This is a genomic window from Micromonospora narathiwatensis (assembly GCF_900089605.1).
In the GTDB taxonomy this organism is placed as follows: domain Bacteria; phylum Actinomycetota; class Actinomycetes; order Mycobacteriales; family Micromonosporaceae; genus Micromonospora; species Micromonospora narathiwatensis.
On record NZ_LT594324.1, the window covers coordinates 4,830,434 to 4,848,633 of the forward strand.

Genomic DNA, 18,200 nt, shown 5'->3' on the forward strand with positions numbered 1-18,200 from the left:
TCCCTTCCTGCGATTGATCATGGAACGCTCGCCGCTTCCCCGCTCCTGACCTGGCGTTTTCCACCCGGAAGTACGCCACGTCCGGTCCCGTGAGCGGGTCACGCGGCGTGCTCGGGGCGTCACTCGGCACGCAGCGCCACCACCGGGTCGAGCCGACCTGCCCGCTGGGCCGGGACCACCCCGAAGACGATGCCGACCGCGGCCGAGACGCCGAAGGCGAGCGCCAGCGACCACCAGGTGATCGCGGCGGGGATCGGCGAGACCGCGTCCACCAGCAGCGCGGTGCCCACGCCGAGCGCCATCCCGGTCAACCCGCCGAGCGAGGTGAGCAGCACCGCCTCCAGCAGGAACTGCACCCCGATGTCCCGGGGTCGGGCGCCGACCGCCTTGCGCAGGCCGATCTCGCGGGTCCGCTCGCGTACCGAGACGAGCATGATGTTGGAGACACCCACCCCGCCGACCAGCAGCGAGATGCCGGCGATCGCGGCCAGTACGCCGGTGAGCACCCCGAGGATGTCGCCGAGCACCCCGAGAATCTGCTGCTGGGTCACAGCGCTGAACTCGGTGTCCGGATGCCGGCGGGACAGCTCCGCGACGATCCGGTCGCCGAGTTCGTCGATCTGCTCCCGGTCCGGGGCCTTGACCGCGATGCCGTCGATCCGCTGGGTGCCCCAGAGCCGCTGCGCGGCGGTCACCGGGATGTGCACCTCGTCGTCCCGGTCCACCCCGAGGCTCTGGCCGAGCGGGGCGAACACGCCGATCACCCGGAACCGGACGCCGGCCAGCGCGAGCTGCTGGCCGAGCGGGTCCCGATCGGGGAAGAGCGCCCGGGCCACCGACGCTCCGAGCACCGCGACCCGCCGGCTGGTGTCCACGTCGGCGCCGGTGAGGTAGCGGCCCCGGGCCAGCGAGCGGGTGAAGACCGCCGGGGTGGTCTCCAGAACGCCCTGCACCGTGGTGAAGTCGGAACGGGTGCCGGCCCGGACGGTCGCGCCGGAGGCGATGGTGACGGCCACCCGTCCCGGGTCGCCCACCACCCGGGAGACCGCGTCCACGTCCCTGAGGTCCAGCGGCGAGACCACCGGGGCGGTGCCGACCTCGATCCGGCCGGGGACCACCAGCAACAGGTTGGAGCCGAGCCCCTCGACCTGCTGCTCGACCTTCTGCTTGGTGCCGGTGCCGATGGCCACCAGCAGCACCACCGAGGCGACCCCGATGATCACCCCGAGCATGGTCAGCGCGCTGCGCAGCCGGTTCGCCCGCAGCGCGTCCAGCGCCACCCGCCAGGCTTCGGTGATCCTCACGCGACACCCCCGGGCGCCTGGCGCGGAAGTCGCCCGGTGGCTCCGGCGGCGCCACCGGAGCCACCGGACGGGTGCCCCGGGCCGCTTCCGGACACGGACCGGGGCTCCGCGCTGGGAGCGCCGTCCAGTGTCGCAGGTCCACCGGAACCGTCGGACAGCGGTCGATCATGAGCCGTGTCGGACCGGATCAGGCCGTCGCGTACGGCGATCCGCCGGCGGGCCCGGGCGGCCACCTCCTGGTCGTGGGTCACCATCACCAGGGCCACCCCGGACTCGGCGTTCAGCCGTTCCAGCAGCTCCAGCACGGCCTCGCCGGTGGCGGTGTCCAGGTTGCCGGTGGGCTCGTCGGCGAGCAGCACCGCCGGGTCGGTGACCAGGGCGCGGGCGATGGCCACCCGCTGCTGCTCGCCGCCGGAGAGCTGGTTGGGCCGGTGGTCCAGCCGGTGCCCGAGCCCGACCCGGCCGAGCATCGCCGCCGCGCGTTCCCGCCGCTGCCGCGCCCCGATCCCCCGGTAGACCAGCGGCAGCGCGACGTTGTCCACCGCCGACGTACGGGGCAGCAGGTGGAACGCCTGGAAGACGAAGCCGATGGTCTCGTTGCGCAACGCCGCCAGCTCGGGCGCGCCGAGGGTGGCCACGTCCCGGCCGCCGATCACCAACCGGCCGCCGGTTGGCCGGTCCAGCCCGCCGAGCAGGTGCATCAGGGTGGACTTGCCGGAGCCGGACGGCCCGATCACCGCCGCGTACTCGCCGGGGGCGATGGTGAGCGACACCCCGCGCAGTGCGGAGACGGACACCCCGTCCAGCTCGTACGTCCGGGACACGTCGACCGCCTCGATCGCCGGCACCCCGGCGGGCAGGGCGCGCACCGGCCGGCCCTGGGTCGGGATCGCGGCGCTCACCTCAGTTCCTGGCCGTCGTGGACCCGATCGGTGCCCCGCACCACGATCCGGTCGCCGGCCTGCACCCCGTTGACGATCTGCACCAGGTCCTGCCCCTGCACGCCGACGGTCACCGGCACCCGGTCGGCCTTGCCGTCCCGGAGCACCCAGACCGCGTCCCGCCCGTCGGCGGAGAAGACCGCCGAGGCGGGTACGGCCACCGCGTCGGTCGCCTCGCGTACCCGGAGGTGGACCACGGCGTTCATGCCGGGGCGCGGGGTCGGGGCGGGCTCCCCCTCGCCGAGTCGCCCGGCGCCGAGGCCGAGGCGGACCCGGTAGGTGACGCCGCCCCGCGCGGAACTGGTGGGCAGCACGTCCACCGAGCGGACCGTGGCGTCGTACGTCGCGCCGGTCACCGCGTCCAGCTCCACCGAGGCGGACAGGCCCGCCCGGACCAGCAGCACGTCGGTCTCGTCCACCTCGGCGAGCAGGCCGAGCTGACCGGTGTCCACGATGGTGAGCACGGGAGTGCCGGCGGTGACCCGGCCGCCCGGTGGCACCGCGTCGTCCACCCCGGGCGGGGGGCCGGCCTGAGCGCCGGACCCGAGGGCCGACGGGTCGATTCCCGCCGTGCCGCCGGCCGCGCCGAGCAGGCTGGTGAGGTCGGTCGAGGCGGCCCGGGTGCCGCCCGGCTGCACCACCCCGGCGATCGGGGCGCGCAGGGTCAGCGCGTCGACGGTCGCCTTCGCCAGGTCGTACGCCTGCTGGGCCTGGAGGCGCTGCGCGGCGGAGAGCGCGCCGACGGCGCTGTTCAGCCCGGCCACCCCACGCTGCACGGCGGCGACCGCCTGGTCGGCGGCGCGGGCGGCCGACTCGTACTGCCGCTGCGCGGAATCGACCTGGAGCAGCAGCGCGGACCGCAACTGCGGGTCGCCGATCTTGCCGGCGGCCTGGCGCGCGGCGTCGAACGCCTCGGCGGCGGCCTTGTCCGTGCCGCGCTTGCGCCCGCCCAGGTCGCCGACGCCGACCCCCCGGCCGGCCCGCTTGGCCGCGCGCAGCGCCTCGCGGGCCTGCCCCAGCCGCTCCTGGGCGGACGGCGAGTCGATCACCGCGAGCACCTGGCCACGGGCGACCCGCTGCCCGGGCTGGACCCGCAGGCTGGCCACGGTGCCGTCGGCGGGCGCGGTGAGGGTGGCGGCGGCCCGGGCGGTCACCGTGGCCGGCGCGTCGATCACCTCGGCGACCTCGGAGTGGCCCACCTGGGCCACCGTGACGCCGGACTGGTCGTCGCCGCAGGAGGCGGCCGTGCTGCCGGTCAGCGCGACGACGGCGAGGAGGGCGGTGAGCAGGCGGGGGCGGGTGGCCACGGGCAACCGCGGCGAGTGGGGGCGGCGCACCCGTCGATCGTACGAGGGGCGGGGAAGGCGAGTCAGCCGCCGGCGACCGTACGGAGGTAGTCGACGCAGTCGTCGTGCAGGGCGGACCAGGGGTCGCCGAACACCCGCTCCGCGGCCTCGTCCACGGACCGGTGTTCGTGCACCACCGCCCGGAAGAAGTCGAGCATCCGCTGCTCGCCGTACCGGTCGACCAGGTGCCGTACGGCCAGGTAGCTGACGCCGTAGGCGCCGCCGACCCGGTCGTCGGCCGCGTCGTCGGCGGGTGCGAGCGAGTCGAGCCGGCCGTCCCAGCCGCCCCGGACCAACTTCCGCACCTCGGCGAGGCCGTCGTAGCGGTCCACCGGCTGGCCGTCCGCGCCCGCGTACTCCGCCAGCCCTTCCACGAGCCACCAGGTGGACCGGTCGGAGTAGCCCCGGTCGGGCAACGACGCGGCGTGGGTCAGCTCGTGCCGGAGCAGGTCGTCGATCCCGGCCGGGGTGATGCTCTGCGCGTTCAGCACGACGTCGTGGTGTCCGCCGCCGACGCCGACCGCGTACCCGGCCGTCCACTTCGGCCGGCCGCCGCCGTACCAGCGCTGCCACTCGGTGTGTCCGGCGTAGAAGACCAGGTAGCGGTCCGGCGGGGTGCCGGCGACCACGTAGAGGTCGGCGACCTCGGCGGCGGCCTCGGCCTGGGCGAGCAGCCCGGGAAGCTTGGCCCGCAGCGCGGGCGTGGTGGCCACCATGGTCCGCTTCCCCACCGCCACGGCCAGGTCGCTCACCTCCCAGGGCCGGGCCCCGGCCGGCGCCGCCCGGGACTCCTCGACGGTGACCAGCCGGGGTTCGTCCCCGACGATCCGCCACCGGGTGCCGATCGTCACGGTGCTCGGGGTGCAGTCGACCACCACGAAGCAGTAACCGACCCGCACCGTCAGCCGCCACTCCCCCGCCCGCCCGTCGACCTCCGCCGGCACGCCGTTCGCCTCGGGGCGCCACACCGTGACACGCAGTGCGCGCAGGGCGGCGTACCGGCGGGTGAGGGCGGGACGGGCGGGCGGCTCGGCGACGGCGAGGAAGCCGGGCCGGTCGCCGGCGAGCAGTGCGGCGGCCTGGCGGTCGAGCTGCGCGGTCATCCGCTCCCCGAGGCGGCGTGCCGCCGGGTCGTCGGCCGATCCCGCCGCCGGCCGCCCCGCCACGCCGGGCACCAGGCCGAGCAGGAGTACGCCGGGCGCGCCGCACGCCAGCAGGACGAGCACCAGGGCGAGCGCCGTCCACAGCGGCCACCGCCGGCGGGACGATCGTGCCGGGCCGCTCGCCCCGGCCGGCGCATCCGGCTGCTCGTCACCGTCGGTCACCGGCGAAGGGTACGACCAATCGGGCGATCCGGCCAGCGCCCGGCGCGCGTGGCGGGACGACGACCGTCGGCGGGTGACGGCCCCACGTCGACGGCTCAGACCGGGTCGTGGGCGAGGGTGAGCAGGGCCTTGTTCACCGCCCAGAGCCCCACCAACAGTGCGCCGGGTACGGGTCGCCCGGCCAGCGCGAGCAGCAGCCCGCCGGTGACGAAGCAGGCGGCCTGCACGCTGAGCTTGGCCGGCGCGGGCAGCGGCACGCTGGCCTTCGGCGAGCAGAACAGGCCCCACACGACCGCGATCAGCAGCGGCACGCCGAGGCCGGCGAGCAGGCGTACCGGCCAGCCGACGTCGCGGGTGAACCCCCACCATCCGGCGGCCACGAGCAGCGCCAGCTCCAGCAGGAAGGCGAGCGCAAGCAGTACGGCCTTCATCTGGCGGACCTCCAGTCCCGGTAGGCGGTGTCCAGCGCGGCGACCAGCTGGTCGAAGGAACGGTCGATGTCCCGGGGCAGGCCGAACCCGCCGGCCGCCTCAAGGGTGATGAAGCCGTGGACCGCGGCCCGGAACATCCTGGTCGCGTCGACGGCCGCGTCGCCGGTGAGGTCGTACCCGCGCAGGATCGCGTAGACGGCGCCGACGGCCCGCTCGGCGGCGGCGACGTGCTCGGGGTCGGCGGGATCCGGTGCCCGCTGGGTGGCCGGGTAGCGGCCGGGGTGCCGGCGGGCGTACTCCCGGAACGCGGTGGCCACCGCGCGGAGCGCGTCGCCGCCGGCCCGGCCCGCGGCGGCGGCGGTCAGCTCGGTGGCGACCTCGGCGGTGGCCAGCACGGACAGCTTCTGGTGCAGGTCGTCCACGCCCTTGACGTGCTTGTAGAGGCTGGGCAGCGCCACACCGAGCCGGCTCGCGAGCGCGGCCAGGGTGAGCCGGTCGTAGCCGACCTCGTCGGCGAGCACGGCCGCCTCCCGGACCACGGCCGTCGGGGTGAGGCCGGCCCTAGGCACGGGAGGTCACCGCCAGGAACTCGACCAGGTCGGCGGCGGTGGCGTCGGGCTGGTCGGCGTGCGGGTAGTGGCCCGACTCGGCGATCATGCGCGCCTCGGCGGTGGCGAAGAGCCGCCGGGCGGCCCGCGCCTCGGCGCCCGGGTCCGGAAAGTCCGGGTCCTTCGTACCCATCAGCACCAGCACCGGCTGGCGCACGTCCCCGGCCCGGGCGGCCCAGTGCGGCTCAACCAGCGCGATCACGCCGCGGACCGCGACCATCCGGCCGCGCAGCCTGGCGACCAGTTCCTTCCGGTACGCGGCGTCGTCGTCCGGTCGCCCGCACGGGAACAGCGTGCGGTGGAACATCCCGAAGAGTCGGGGGCTGCGCAGCACGATCACCTGCGCCAGCCGCAGCGCCGGGCTCGGGTTCGGCGGGGTGACGAACGGGCTGACCTGCACGATCCCGTTGACCAGCTCGACACCGTCGGCGGCGGCGAAGACCACGGCCGCCGCGCTGGACGAGCTGCCGACCAGGGTGGCCGGGCCACCGCCGAGCGCCCGGACCACGGCGAGCAGGTCGCCGCCCACCGCCGCCGGGGCGTACGTGGGCCACCGGACGCTGGAGTCGCCGTGCCCCCGGACGTCGACCGAGGCCACCCGGTAGCCGGCCGCCACCAGCCGGGGCACCAGATGCCGGAAGGTCGCCCGGTTCTCGCCCATGCCGTGCGAGAGGACCACCAGCGGGCCCTCTCCGTGCACCTCGTAGGCGATGGTTCCGCCGTCCCGCGACACTCGGCTAATCGTCATAGCTGTAAAGCTAATGCCATTAGCTTTTGCCGTCAAGTCCGTCCCGCGAACACGGAACGGGCCGGCGGGACACCCGTCCCACCGGCCCGTTCGCCGTTCGGCGAGCCAGTCAGGTCACTTCTTGGAGGTCAGTGCGCGCCCGAAGAACATCAGGTTGGCCGGGCGCTCGGCCAGGCGGCGCATCAGGTAGCCGTACCACTGGTCGCCGTAGGGGACGTAGGTGCGCACGGTGTAGCCCTCACCGATCAACCGCTTCTGCTCCTCCGGACGGATGCCGTACAGCATCTGGAACTCGAAGCGGTCCGGGTCGCGGTCGAACCAGCGGGCCCGGTCCTCACCGATGGCGATCAGGCGCGGGTCGTGGGTGGCCAGCATCGGATAGCCGGCGCCGGACATCAGCACGTTCATGCAGCGCACGTACGACTTGTCCACCTCCCGGGCGGACTGGTACGCGACCGACTCCGGCTCCTTGTACGCGCCCTTGCAGAGCCGCACCCGGGACCCGGCGCCGGACAACTCCCGGCAGTCCGACTCGGTACGCCGCAGGTACGCCTGGAGCACCGCACCGGTCGACGGGTAGTCCTTACGCAGCTTGGCGAGGACGTCCAGCGTCGAGTCGGTGGTGGTGTGGTCCTCCATGTCCAGGGTGACCGTGGTGCCCGCCGCGTCCGCCGCCGCGCAGATCGCCCGCGCGTTGTCGTACGCGAGCTGCTCGTCGAACATCTGCCCGAGCGCGGACAGCTTCACGCTGACCTCGGCGGCCGGGGTCAGCTCGGCGGCGGCGAGCAGCCGCAGCAGCTTCAGGTATTCGTCCCGGGTGGCGTTCGCCTGCTCCGGGGTGACGGTGTCCTCACCGAGGTTGTCGAGGGTGACCGCGAGGCCGTCGGCGACGAGCGCGCGGGTCACGCGCAGTGCGTCGTCGGTGCCGGCGCCGGCGACGAACCGGCGGACGACGTCCCGGGTGAACGGGGCCGTCGCGACGAGCCGCTCGACCTGGGATGACCGGGCCGCGGCGAGGATGACGGAACGGAGCATGAGCCGAGGGTAACGCCCGGCCGCCGACCCCCGCCGGGGGGCAGCGGCGCTGGCCCGGGTCGGCTACAAACGATCTCGTGGAACGACGCCCCCGACGCCGGCTCCGGTCGGCCACCGTGCACCTCGGCGCGCTGACCGCGCTGGCGCTCACCCTCTCCGGCTGCAACAACGACGACGACAACTGCGCCCGCAACCCGAGCGGGGGCAGCGGCGGTGGTGGCGGCACGGTCGCGCTGGCCCTGCGGGAGCCGGGTCCGGCCGCCGCCCGGGACACGCCCGCGCCGGTCGCCGCCGCACCGCCCGCCCGGGGCGGCTTCGGCACCCACCTCGCCTCCTGCGGCGGCTGACGTGCGGCGCGAGGCGAGCACCCCGCGCCCCGGCTGGGACGCCACCATCCGCGCCCAGGGCCTGGTGTACGTCGACACCGAACTGCCCGACGGCGGGGTCATGTCGTACTGGGACGAGACGGCCGCGTACGCCTTCGAGCTGGACGAGGTGCTCCGGCTGGAGGAGGCGACCGAGGAGCTGCACCGGATGGCGGTGGCCGCCGCCGAGCACGTGGTGACCCGCGACCGGTACGCGGAGTTCGGCATCCCGGCCTGGGCGGCGGAGGCGGTCGCCCGGTCGCTGCGGGAGTCCCCGCCGACCCTCTACGGCCGCTTCGACCTCTGGTACGACGGCACCTGGCCGCCCAAGCTGCTGGAATACAACGCCGACACCCCGACCGCGCTGGTCGAGGCGAGCATCGTGCAGTGGTACTGGCTGGAACACACCCGCCCCGAGGCGGACCAGTGGAACAGCCTGCACGAGCGGCTGGTCGGAGCCTGGGCCAAGATCGGCACGGGGTTGCACGACCCACGGGTGCACGTGGTCTGGTCCGACGAGGAGGAGTCGGGCGAGGACCAGATCACCGCCGGCTACCTGGCCGAGACGGCCCGCCAGGCCGGGTTGGACGTCACGCTCACGCCGATCCAGCGGATCGGCTGGGACGGGCGGCGCTTCGTCGACGCGGACGACCGGCCGATCACCACCTGCTTCAAGCTCTATCCCTGGGAGTGGATGCTGGCCGAGCCGTACGGGCCGCCGGCGCTGGAACCGGGCACCCCGACCACCTGGATCGAGCCGGCCTGGAAACTGCTGCTGTCGAACAAGGCGCTGCTGGCGGTGCTCTGGGAGCTGTACCCGGGGCACGAGTACCTGCTGCCGGCATACCTCGACTCGCCGCGCGGGATGACCGGGTACGTGGCGAAGCCGCTGCTCGGCCGGGAGGGCGCGTCGGTGCGGATCGTCACCGAAGGGACCGAGATCACCAGTCCGGGGATCTACGGCGACGAGGGATTCTGTTACCAGGAGTTCCGGGCGTTGCCCGAATTCGCCGGGAACCGCATGGTTCTGGGGAGCTGGATCGTCGACGGCGAGTCCGCCGGCGTGGGCGTACGGGAGAGCGAAAGCCTCATCACGGACGGTTACGCGCGGTTTCTGCCCCACTACATCGACGCGCCGCGGGCCCCGTGAGTCGTCTACCGTTGGTGTCGTGAACTTCGACGCGTACGCCCGGACCGGTGTTGATCTCGTCAATGCCCGCCTGGACGACCTCGACGACCTTCGGGCCATCTTCCCCGACGAAAACGCGTGGATGCGCGACGAGGTCGCGGAACGAGACCTGACGATCTTCCGGCGGGCCCAGAAGCGCCTGCGCGACGTCTTCGAGTACGGCACCTCGGGCCGGGACGCCGACGCGGTGACGGAGCTGAACGCGCTGCTGGAGGCGTTCCCGGTGCAGCCGCGCATCTCCGGCCACGACTCCAGCGACTGGCACATGCACGTGACCAGCCGGGGCGCCTCGGTCAGCTCCGAATACCTCGCCGGCGCGGTGTGGGGCCTCTCCGTCTGGCTCTGCGAATACGGCAGCGCCCGGTTCGGCGTCTGCGCGGACGAGCGCTGCGGCAACGTCTACCTGGACACGTCCTCGAACTGCTGCCGGCGGTTCTGCTCGGAGCGCTGCGCCACCCGCTCCCACGTGGCCGCGCACCGGGCCCGCAAGCGCGCCGCCATCGGCGACCAGGTCACTGTCCCCGCCCAGCCCGAACCTCTCACGCCGGTCAGCTGACCCGGGACGCCACCCGGGTCAGGCGTCGACCGGGGAGGGGGCGGTGAGGTTGGCGCGGGCGAACTCCAGCGCCTCGCGGAGGTCGGCCTCGCGGACCGCTCGGCTCTTCGCGCCCCGGGTGGTCACCTCCACCGCGACCGAGCCGGTGAAACCCCGGCCGGCCAGCGAGCGGAGCAGCTCCGCGCAGGGCTGGCCGCCCCGCCCGGGCACCAGATGCTCGTCGCGCCCCTCGCCGGTGCCGTCGCCCAGGTGCACGTGCGCCAGACCGGACCCCATCCGGTCGGCCATCGCCAGCGCGTCGCTGTGCGACGCCGCGCAGTGCGACAGGTCCAGAGTGTACGAGGCGTAGCCGGCGTCGGTCGGATCCCAGCCCGGGACGTACGGGACGAACTGGCGGCCGGCCATCCGCACCGGGTACATGTTCTCCACCGCGAAGCGCAGCCCGCCGAACTGGCCGGCGATCCGGTCGAGCCCGTCGGCGAAGCTGCGGGCGTAGTCCCGCTGCCAGGTGAACGGCGGGTGCACCACCACCGTCGGCGCCTCCAGCGTCTCGGCCAGCTCGGCGGCCCTGCGCAGCCGCTCCCACGGGTCGGGGCTCCACACCCGCTGGGTGACCAGCAGGCAGGGCGCGTGCACCGAGAGGACGGGCACGTCGTAGTGGCTGGCCAGGCCGCGCAGCGCGCCCGGGTCCTGGCTCACCACATCGGTCCAGACCATCACCTCGACGCCGTCGTACCCGAGCGCCGAGGCCAGCTGGAACGCCGCCGCGGTCCGCTCAGGGAAGACCGAGGAACTGGACAGGAGCACCGGGACTCGGGAAGTCACACCTCTCAGGGTAGCCGCCCACGTCGCGCGGCATCGGGACGAGCATCCGCAAAGCGCACAGACCGCCCGGCTCGATCAGCCCGGCGCGAGCTGATCGAGCCGGCAGAGGATGACCCCCTCCCGCAGCGCCCACGGACAGATGTCCACGTGGTCCACGTCGAGCCGGCGCATCACCGCCTCGGCCACCACCGCACCGGCCAGGAGCTGGTGGGCCCGCCCGGCGCTCACCCCCTCCAGCTCGTGCAACTGGCCGGGCGGGATGTGCCGGATGAAGCCGAGCACCTGCCGCAGCCCGGTACGGGTCAGCCTGCGCCGCGCCCACAGCCCCGCACCGGAGGGCGCCGCGCCGGCCAGCCGGGCCAGCATCCGGAACGTCTTCGAGGTGGCCACCGGGCGCTCCCAGCCCACCTCGGTGAGCTGCTTCGCCACCGGGTCGAGCAACGCGTCGACGTACTCCCGCAACTCGTCGACGGCCTCGGCGGAGGGCGGCGCGGTGTCGGCCGGGTCGATCCGCAGCCGCTCGCGGCTCAGCCGCCCGGCACCCAACGGCAGCGAGACCGCCACGGCCGGGTCCTCGTCGATGCCGGCGGCCAGCTCCAGCGAGCCACCGCCGATGTCCATCACCAGCAGCCGGCCGGCGGACCAACCGAACCACCGCCGCACCGCGAGGAAGGTCATCCGCGCCTCGTCCGCGCCGGAGAGCACCGCCAGGCGTACGCCGGTCTCGTCGCGGACCCGGGCCAGCACCTCGCCGGCGTTGGTGGCGTCGCGGACCGCGCTGGTGGCGAACGCGAGCAGGTCGTCGACGTCCAGCCCGTCCGCCGCCGTGCTGGCCATGCTGACCGCCTTGATCAGGCTGTCCGCACCCGCCCCGGTGAGCGCACCGTCGGGACCAATCTGCTCGGCGAGCCGGAGCACCACCTTCTCGGAGTGCGCCGGCCAGGGGTGCGCCCCGTGGTGGCCGTCGACCACCAGCAGGTGCACCGTGTTGGAACCGACGTCGAGGACACCCAGTCGCATGCTGGCGAGCCTAGGGCCAACATGTTTCGCCGGCTCACCGGCCGGCACGGCGCACCGCGCGTACGCTGGTCCGGGTGACAGGCCAGATCGAGCTGCATGTGCTGGTGGACGACCCCGAGGACCCGCGCAGCCGGGAGGTGGAGCTGGACTTCCCTCGGGAGTGGATCGAGTTCGTCGACCCGGCGGACGAGAAGCACGTGATCAGGGCCGACCTGACCTGGCTGCTCTCCCGGTGGACCTGCGTCTTCGGCAAGGGCTGCCACGGCATCATCGCCGGCCGGGCCGCGGACGGCTGCTGCTCGCACGGGGCGTTCTTCACCGACTCGGACGACGAGAAGCGGGTCCGCGCCGCGGTCAAGCGGCTCACGCCGGAGACCTGGCAGCACTTCCGCAAGGGCTTCAAGAACTGGACCGAGAACGACACCATCGACGGCAAGAACCCGGCCCGGCGTACGGCCACCCGGGCCGCCGACTCGCCGTGCGTCTTCCTCAACGACGCCGACTTTCCCGGCGGCGGCGGCTGCGCGCTGCACGCCCAGGCGCTGCGCGACGGGGTGCACCCGCTGGACTACAAGCCGGACGTCTGCTGGCAGCTGCCGATCCGCCGGGACCAGGACTGGCACAAGCGGCCGGACAACACCAAGGTGCTGATCTCCACGCTCGCCGAGTTCGACCGGCGGGGCTGGGGCGCGGGCGGGCACGACCTCGACTGGTGGTGCACCTCCTCGACCGACGCGCACGTCGGCACCGAGCCGATGTACGTCTCGTACGCCCCGGAGCTGACCGCGCTGGTCGGCGCGTCCGCGTACGCGAAGCTGGCGGAGCTGTGCGCCGCCCGCCTCCGCCAGGGCCAGATCGCCCCCCACCCCGCCACCGAGAGCTGACCGGCGCCCTACCGCGCCCGGCCCGGTCGGGTCGTGCCGCCGGTCAGGCCAGTCCGAGCTGCTTGAGCAGGTCCGCCACCGACCTGTCCTGCTCGGTGAGGAAGGCGCCGAACTCGTCACCGGTCACGAACGCGTCGGTCCAGCCCCGCTTGGCCAGTTCGGCCCGCCACTCGGCCGAGTCGTGCATCCTCGTCAGCACGTCGACCCACATCCTCCTGTCCGCGTCGCTGATCCCGGGGGGTGCCACGATGCCACGCCAGTTGGTGAAGACCAGGTCGATGCCGGAGGACTTCAGGGTCGGCACGTCCCGCAGCGCCTCGATCGACGCCTCGCTGGTCACCGCGAGGACCCGGAGCTGACCGGCCTCGACCTGGTCGAGGAACTCGCCGAAACCGCTGGCGCCGAAGGTCACCTTGCCGCCGAGCACGGCCGGCAGCAGTTCGCCGCCGCCGTCGTACGAGACGTAGTCGACCTGGCGTGGGTCGATGCCGACGGTCCTGGCGAGCCGCATGGGCAGCAGGTGGTCCGGGCCTCCGGGCGACGAGCCGCCGCCGACCGCGATGCCCCTCGGGTCGGCCATCCAGGCCGCCACCAGGTCGTCGATCGTCCGGTACGGGGAGTTCTTCGGCACCACGATGGCGCCGGCCTCCTCGATCAGCTTGGCCAGCGGGGTGGTCCGGGCCAGCGTCGCCGCCGACTTCGAGGTGTACGAGGCGCCCACCACGCCCAGCCCCATCTGCATGGCGAGCCTGCCGTTGCCCCTCTCGTCAACGGTCCGCTGGAGGCCGACCGTGCCGGCCGCGCCGGGCAGGTTGAACACCTGAACCCCGGTGGCGATCCTGGCGTCCTCCATCACCTTCACGGCGGTGCGGGCGGTCGTGTCGTACCCGCCGCCGGGGCTGTTCGGCACCATGATCCGTAGTCCGGCGACCGGTTCGCCGTCGCCGGAGCCGGACCCGACCCCGACCCTTCCGGCGACGGCACCGCAGGCCCCCAGGGCGGACGCCGTCGCGGCTGCCATGCCCATGACCAGCAGGTTCCTCCTAGTTGCCATCCTGTTTCTCTTCCGTTTCGAGTGAGTCCGGCGGCAAGATGATGGCCTCCGGGCGGGTCGGTCGTCTGCCTTCTGTCACCAGCGGAAGTTGAGGTCCTTGTGGTCGCGGTCACGTCCCGGCGCCGTACGCTCGCCGGGCAACTGCTGGTCCTCCAGCTCGCGATCATCGTCGTGGTGCTGGTGGCCGTCGCCGCCGTGTCGCTGGCCCAGTCGGCGGCCACCTTCAACCGCGTCGAGGGCCGTCGGGTCGCCGCCCTCGGCGAGGAGCTCGCCGGCAGCCCGCTGCTCCGCGACCAGCTCTCCCGGCCGGCACCCGCCGAGACGATCGCACCGCTGCTGCAGACCACGCTGATCCGGTCCGGGGTGACCACCGTGACCGTGGCGAACGACCGGGGTCGGGTGGTCAGCTCGACGGATCCGACCCTGGTCGGCAGCCCCGTAGTGCTGGGCGACCCACGGGTGGCGCATGGCCGGAGCTGGTTCGGCGAGCTGGAGGTCGACGGTACCCGACAGCTGGTGGCCCAGGTGCCGGTGCTCGGCGACGACCCGGACACCAACCTCGGCCGGCACCTGGGCGTGGTGATGATCGGGGAGTCCTCGCCGACCTGGTCGGAGCGGCTGGTGGGGGCCTCGTCGTACCTCTTCACCTACCTGGGCATCGCCAGCGCGCTCGGGGTGCTCGGATCGTGGCTGCTGGCCCGACGGATCAAGCGGCAGACCCTCGGCCTGGAGCCGCGGGAGATCGCCGGGCTGGCCGAGCACCGGGAGGCGCTGCTGCACGGCATCGCCGAGGGGGTGATCGCGCTGGACCCGCTACACCGGGTCACCCTGGTCAACGCGGTCGGCCGTCGCCTGCTCGACCTGCCCGAGAACTGCCTCGGCCGCAGCCTCCGCGAGCTGCGGATCAACGGGCGGCTGCGGGACGTACTGGCCGGCAGCGGCCCGGAGGCCCGGGATCAGGTGGTGGTCCGGGGCGGTCGGGTGCTGGTGATGAACCGGATGACGGTCAGCAAGGACGGCCGGCGGCTCGGCTCGGTCACCACGTTGCGGGACCGCACCGAGCTGGCCCGGCTGGAGCAGGAACTCGGCTCGTTCCGCAGCACCACGGAGCTGCTCCGGGCGCAGACCCACGAGTTCGCCAACCAGCTGCACACCATCTCCGGGCTGATCCAGATCGGCGAGCACGACGAGGTGGTCCGCTACGTCGACGCGCTGAGCCGGCACCGCGCCTCGCTCGACCTCACGGTCACCAGCCGCATCCACGACACCGCGCTGGCCGCGCTGCTCATGGCGAAGTCGGCGCTGGCCGCGGAACGCCGGGTGGAACTGCGGCTCTCCGAACGGACCGGGCTGGACCGATTGCCGCCGGAGCTGTCGGCGGACGTGGCCACCGTGCTCGGCAACCTGGTGGACAACGCGGTCGAGGCGGTTGCCGGTGGCCGGGACGCGGTGGACGACGGCCCCGCCTGGGTGGAGGTCGAACTGCGCCGGGACGCCACGTCGGTGGAGATCGTCGTCCGCGACTCCGGGCCGGGCGTCGCGCCGGAGCTGGCGCAGGAGGTCTTCACCCACGGCTTCACCACCAAGGCGGCCCAGGGCGGCGAACGAGGCATCGGCCTGGCGCTCACCCGGCTGGTCTGCCACCGCCGCGGCGGTGAGATCGCGGTGACGAACACCGACGAGGGCGCGATGTTCACCGCCCGGATGTCCGTGCTGCCCGTGTTCGAGGAGGCGCGATGATCGACGTACTGGTGGTCGACGACGACTTCATGGTGGCCCGGATCCACCGGGGCTTCGTCGAGCGGATCGACGGCTTCCGGGTGATCGGCACCGCCAGCACCGGCGAGCAGGCGATCGCCGCCGTCGACGAGCACCGTCCCGACCTCGTTCTCCTCGACCTCTACCTGCCCGACATGTTCGGCCTGGACGTGGTGGCCCGGATCCGGGCCGCCCAGCACGACTGCGACGTCCTGGTGATCAGCGCCGCCCGCGAGGCCGAGGCGGTACGCCGGGCGGTCCGCTACGGCGCGGTCAACTACCTGCTCAAGCCGTTCGGCTTCGACGAGCTGCGCAACCGGCTGAAGCAGTACGCCGCCCGCCGTACCGCGCCCCGTACGGAGGTGGTCTCCGACCAGGCCGACGTCGACCGGGTGCTCTCCCGCAGCGGCTCGCCGGCCACCGCCCCGGCCCTGCCGCGTGGGCTCAGCTCCGAGACGGCGGAGTTGGTGGAGCGCGCCCTGCGTACGCACGACGGCACCCTGTCGGCCAGCGAATGCGCCGACCGGGTGGGCATCTCCCGGGTCAGCGCCCGCCGCTACCTGGAGCACTTCTCCGGTACGGGCCGGGTCGAGGTGAGCCTCCGCTACGGCGCGGCAGGCCGACCCGAGCGCCGCTACTCCTGGCTGACCTGAACAACACCGCTGGCCGGCACCCCGTGCTCGGGTGCCGGCCAGCGGTGTTGTTCATGTTCGGTTGTGTCAGCTGTTCCAGTTCTGGGCGACCAGGTCAGCGGCCTGCTGCTCCCACTGGGCGTAGGCGTCCGGGTACGCCGACACCTGCACCGTCTGCGCGGCCTTGGTCAACGGCATGTCCTGCCACCCGTCGACCTGCTTCAGACCCTTCAGGAACGCGGTCGTCGCGTACTCGGGGTCGGTGATCTGCTCCGGGCTACCCCAACCAGAGGACGGGCGCTGCTGGAACAGACCCAGCGAGTCGTGGTCGTTCTGGTCACCGAGGTGGCCCAGGTTCTCCAGCTTCGACTCCTGAAGCGACGTGGCGATCGAGATGACCGCGGCCCGTTCGGGCATGCCGGCCTTCTTCGTCGCCGCGATGATCGCCTTCGCGTTCGCGGTCTGCTCACCGTTCAGGTCGATCTTCGACTGGGCGCCCTGGACAGCAGCAACCGGAGTGGCGTGTACGGGGGCGGCGGCGTGCGCGGCGATCGGACCGGCGAACACACCACCGGCGAAAGCCAGACCAGCAACACCCAGAACGCTCTTACGCAGCATCGTATTCATGACCAAAGCTCCATTCGGGGGTTTGGCACACACGCCGACAGGGGGGTCGGGGCATGCGCAAGCACCGTCAGGCGCCCAAACAAGGGGAAAGTCTTCGACCGGCTGGCTCGCGGGGCGGGGGATCGCCTCTTCGTGGCGCCGGGACCATGTACAACGACCGACGACCCACCAACATTCCGGGCCCGGGCCACCCCGATCGCAGCGGGCGGCCATCAGCCCCCAGGTTCGGGGCCTTCCTCGGCCGTGCAGCCCGGTACAACGCCCGCCGACCGCCGACCATTCCACCCCCGGGACGCCCCCGGCCACCCCCCGAAACCAGACACTTCGCCGCACACCACCCACGCGGTCCAGGCAAGCACCCGCCAAGATCCGCACAACATCCCCGCAATGGGCCCATCCCCGCACGGCGAAACCGCAACTTGACCGAAAGCACCGCCTCGGGAACGCGATGCCGCAACATCTCCGAAAGTGGCCCATCCAGGCACGACCAAGCCGCAGCATCCCGAAAGTGACCCTCAGGGAGCAACGCCGCACCGTCTCCGAAGATGGGGCATCCAAGCACGACGAAACCGCAACTGCCCCGAAATCGGCCCCTCAGGGGCGCACTTCCCAAAGAGCGGCCCCTCCGGCACATGACGAGGCCGCAACTTCCGCGAATCCGGCCCCTCGCCCGAACGCGAAAGCCGACGCGACGGCGTACCCCGGACGCGGGGACGCGGGGGCGGCGAATGCGGACGGCGCGGGCGCGCGACGTGGGATGCGGCCCGGGCGAGGGCCGACGTGGGTCAGGCCGGACCGACCCCGGCCGGGCACGGACGTGGCAAGGTCGCGTGCCCGCCCCGGGGGCCGGTCACGGCTCGAACTTGTAGCCCAGGCCGCGGACGGTGACGATGTAGCGCGGCGCCGACGGCTCCGGCTCGATCTTGGAGCGCAGCCGCTTGACGTGCACGTCCAGCGTCTTGGTGTCGCCCACGTAGTCGGCGCCCCAGACCCGGTCGATGAGCTGCCCCCGGGTGAGTACCCGTCCCGCGTTGCGCAGCAGCAGTTCCAGCAGCTCGAACTCCTTGAGCGGCAGCTGTACGACGCCGCCGTCGACGGTCACCACGTGCCGCTCGATGTCCATCCGGACCGGGCCGGCGGCCAGCGTCGGCGCACCCGACTCGGTCGCCTCCGCGCTCTGCCGGCGCAGCACCGCCCGGATGCGGGCGACCAGCTCACGCGGCGAGTACGGCTTGGTCACGTAGTCGTCGGCCCCGATCTCCAGGCCGACCACCTTGTCGATCTCACTGTCCCGGGCGGTGACCATGATGATCGGCACGTGTGACCGCTGACGGAGCTGGCGACACACCTCGGTACCCGACATTTCCGGCAACATCAGGTCGAGCAGCACGATGTCGGCGCCGGTCCGGTCGAACTCGGTGAGGGCGGACGTGCCCGTCGCGGCGACGGACACCTCGAAGCCCTCCTTGCGGAGCATGTAGGACAGGGCGTCGGAGAACGATTCCTCGTCCTCGACCACCAGTACGCGGCTCAACGGGTGTTTCCTTTCCTG

The 18,200-nt window shown here is 73.2% G+C and carries 19 protein-coding genes; 6 read left to right on the plus strand and 13 right to left on the minus strand.

From position 1 onward, the window contains the following. Positions 1 to 119: 119 nt before the first annotated feature. The 8 genes from GA0070621_RS21035 to GA0070621_RS21070 form a co-directional block, all read right to left on the minus strand. Complete coding sequence (locus tag GA0070621_RS21035) at positions 120 to 1,304, minus strand: ABC transporter permease (protein ID WP_091198580.1); 1,185 nt, start codon at positions 1,302 to 1,304, stop codon at positions 120 to 122. After that, on the minus strand, positions 1,301 to 2,152 hold the full coding sequence (locus GA0070621_RS21040) for an ABC transporter ATP-binding protein (RefSeq protein ID WP_091202681.1): 852 nt from the start codon (positions 2,150 to 2,152) through the stop codon (positions 1,301 to 1,303). Before GA0070621_RS21040 ends, GA0070621_RS21035 begins: the two co-directional genes overlap by 4 nt. Before the next feature lie 50 nt (positions 2,153 to 2,202). Beyond that, the gene (locus GA0070621_RS21045) at positions 2,203 to 3,582 is read right to left on the minus strand and encodes an efflux RND transporter periplasmic adaptor subunit (RefSeq protein WP_167667117.1); all 1,380 of its coding nucleotides are present in this window, start codon (positions 3,580 to 3,582) and stop codon (positions 2,203 to 2,205) included. Between the two features lie 32 nt (positions 3,583 to 3,614). Then, positions 3,615 to 4,916: a gluzincin family metallopeptidase gene (locus tag GA0070621_RS21050; RefSeq protein ID WP_167667118.1), complete on the minus strand. Its 1,302-nt coding sequence runs from the start codon at positions 4,914 to 4,916 to the stop codon at positions 3,615 to 3,617. Positions 4,917 to 5,011: 95 nt separating this feature from the next. Beyond that, the gene (locus GA0070621_RS21055; protein ID WP_091198582.1) at positions 5,012 to 5,347 is read right to left on the minus strand and encodes a YrdB family protein; all 336 of its coding nucleotides are present in this window, start codon (positions 5,345 to 5,347) and stop codon (positions 5,012 to 5,014) included. Further along, on the minus strand, positions 5,344 to 5,916 hold the full coding sequence (locus GA0070621_RS21060) for a TetR/AcrR family transcriptional regulator (RefSeq protein ID WP_091198584.1): 573 nt from the start codon (positions 5,914 to 5,916) through the stop codon (positions 5,344 to 5,346). The genes GA0070621_RS21055 and GA0070621_RS21060 overlap by 4 nt, the downstream gene beginning before the upstream one ends. Further along, positions 5,909 to 6,703, minus strand: coding sequence for an alpha/beta fold hydrolase (locus GA0070621_RS21065; protein ID WP_091198585.1), 795 nt, complete (start codon positions 6,701 to 6,703; stop codon positions 5,909 to 5,911). Before GA0070621_RS21065 ends, GA0070621_RS21060 begins: the two co-directional genes overlap by 8 nt. A gap of 114 nt (positions 6,704 to 6,817) precedes the next feature. Further along, entirely contained in the window at positions 6,818 to 7,738 is a 921-nt protein-coding gene (locus GA0070621_RS21070; protein ID WP_091198587.1) for a proline dehydrogenase family protein, read from the minus strand. A gap of 77 nt (positions 7,739 to 7,815) precedes the next feature. On the opposite strand from GA0070621_RS21070, the gene GA0070621_RS21075 reads away from it, so the two are divergent. The 3 genes from GA0070621_RS21075 to GA0070621_RS21085 are packed head-to-tail and all read left to right on the plus strand — an operon-like array spanning position 7,816 to position 9,848. Continuing rightward, complete coding sequence (locus tag GA0070621_RS21075; protein ID WP_167667119.1) at positions 7,816 to 8,085, plus strand: hypothetical protein; 270 nt, start codon at positions 7,816 to 7,818, stop codon at positions 8,083 to 8,085. A gap of 1 nt (position 8,086) precedes the next feature. Beyond that, on the plus strand, positions 8,087 to 9,253 hold the full coding sequence (locus tag GA0070621_RS21080; protein ID WP_091198589.1) for a glutathionylspermidine synthase family protein: 1,167 nt from the start codon (positions 8,087 to 8,089) through the stop codon (positions 9,251 to 9,253). Positions 9,254 to 9,272: 19 nt separating this feature from the next. Continuing rightward, positions 9,273 to 9,848 carry a CGNR zinc finger domain-containing protein gene (locus GA0070621_RS21085; protein WP_091198591.1) on the plus strand — a complete coding sequence of 192 codons (576 nt, stop codon included), beginning with the start codon at positions 9,273 to 9,275 and terminating at the stop codon, positions 9,846 to 9,848. 18 nt (positions 9,849 to 9,866) lie between these two features. On the opposite strand, the gene GA0070621_RS21090 is transcribed toward GA0070621_RS21085, so the two are convergent. Further along, complete coding sequence (locus GA0070621_RS21090; protein WP_167667120.1) at positions 9,867 to 10,673, minus strand: sugar phosphate isomerase/epimerase family protein; 807 nt, start codon at positions 10,671 to 10,673, stop codon at positions 9,867 to 9,869. A 75-nt stretch (positions 10,674 to 10,748) separates the two neighbouring features. Then, positions 10,749 to 11,693, minus strand: a complete 945-nt coding sequence (locus GA0070621_RS21095; RefSeq protein ID WP_091198596.1) for a Ppx/GppA phosphatase family protein — start codon at positions 11,691 to 11,693, stop codon at positions 10,749 to 10,751. A gap of 74 nt (positions 11,694 to 11,767) precedes the next feature. On the opposite strand from GA0070621_RS21095, the gene GA0070621_RS21100 reads away from it, so the two are divergent. Beyond that, positions 11,768 to 12,577 carry a hypothetical protein gene (locus GA0070621_RS21100; protein ID WP_091198599.1) on the plus strand — a complete coding sequence of 270 codons (810 nt, stop codon included), beginning with the start codon at positions 11,768 to 11,770 and terminating at the stop codon, positions 12,575 to 12,577. Positions 12,578 to 12,620: 43 nt separating this feature from the next. On the opposite strand, the gene GA0070621_RS21105 is transcribed toward GA0070621_RS21100, so the two are convergent. Next, entirely contained in the window at positions 12,621 to 13,631 is a 1,011-nt protein-coding gene (locus tag GA0070621_RS21105) for a Bug family tripartite tricarboxylate transporter substrate binding protein (protein ID WP_091198600.1), read from the minus strand. A gap of 99 nt (positions 13,632 to 13,730) precedes the next feature. Here GA0070621_RS21105 and GA0070621_RS21110 point away from each other — a divergent pair, with 99 nt between their 5' ends. Both GA0070621_RS21110 and GA0070621_RS21115 read left to right on the plus strand, forming a co-directional pair. Then, positions 13,731 to 15,371: a sensor histidine kinase gene (locus GA0070621_RS21110; RefSeq protein ID WP_091198602.1), complete on the plus strand. Its 1,641-nt coding sequence runs from the start codon at positions 13,731 to 13,733 to the stop codon at positions 15,369 to 15,371. Then, on the plus strand, positions 15,368 to 16,042 hold the full coding sequence (locus GA0070621_RS21115; protein ID WP_091198604.1) for a response regulator: 675 nt from the start codon (positions 15,368 to 15,370) through the stop codon (positions 16,040 to 16,042). The genes GA0070621_RS21110 and GA0070621_RS21115 overlap by 4 nt, the downstream gene beginning before the upstream one ends. A gap of 66 nt (positions 16,043 to 16,108) precedes the next feature. Here the strand turns inward: GA0070621_RS21115 and GA0070621_RS21120 are convergent, their stop codons facing one another. Further along, a complete protein-coding gene (locus GA0070621_RS21120) occupies positions 16,109 to 16,648 on the minus strand; it encodes a hypothetical protein (protein WP_091198606.1) in 540 nt (179 codons plus the stop codon). Positions 16,649 to 17,498: 850 nt separating this feature from the next. Further along, a complete protein-coding gene (locus GA0070621_RS21125; protein WP_091198607.1) occupies positions 17,499 to 18,182 on the minus strand; it encodes a response regulator transcription factor in 684 nt (227 codons plus the stop codon). Positions 18,183 to 18,200: the final 18 nt, after the last annotated feature.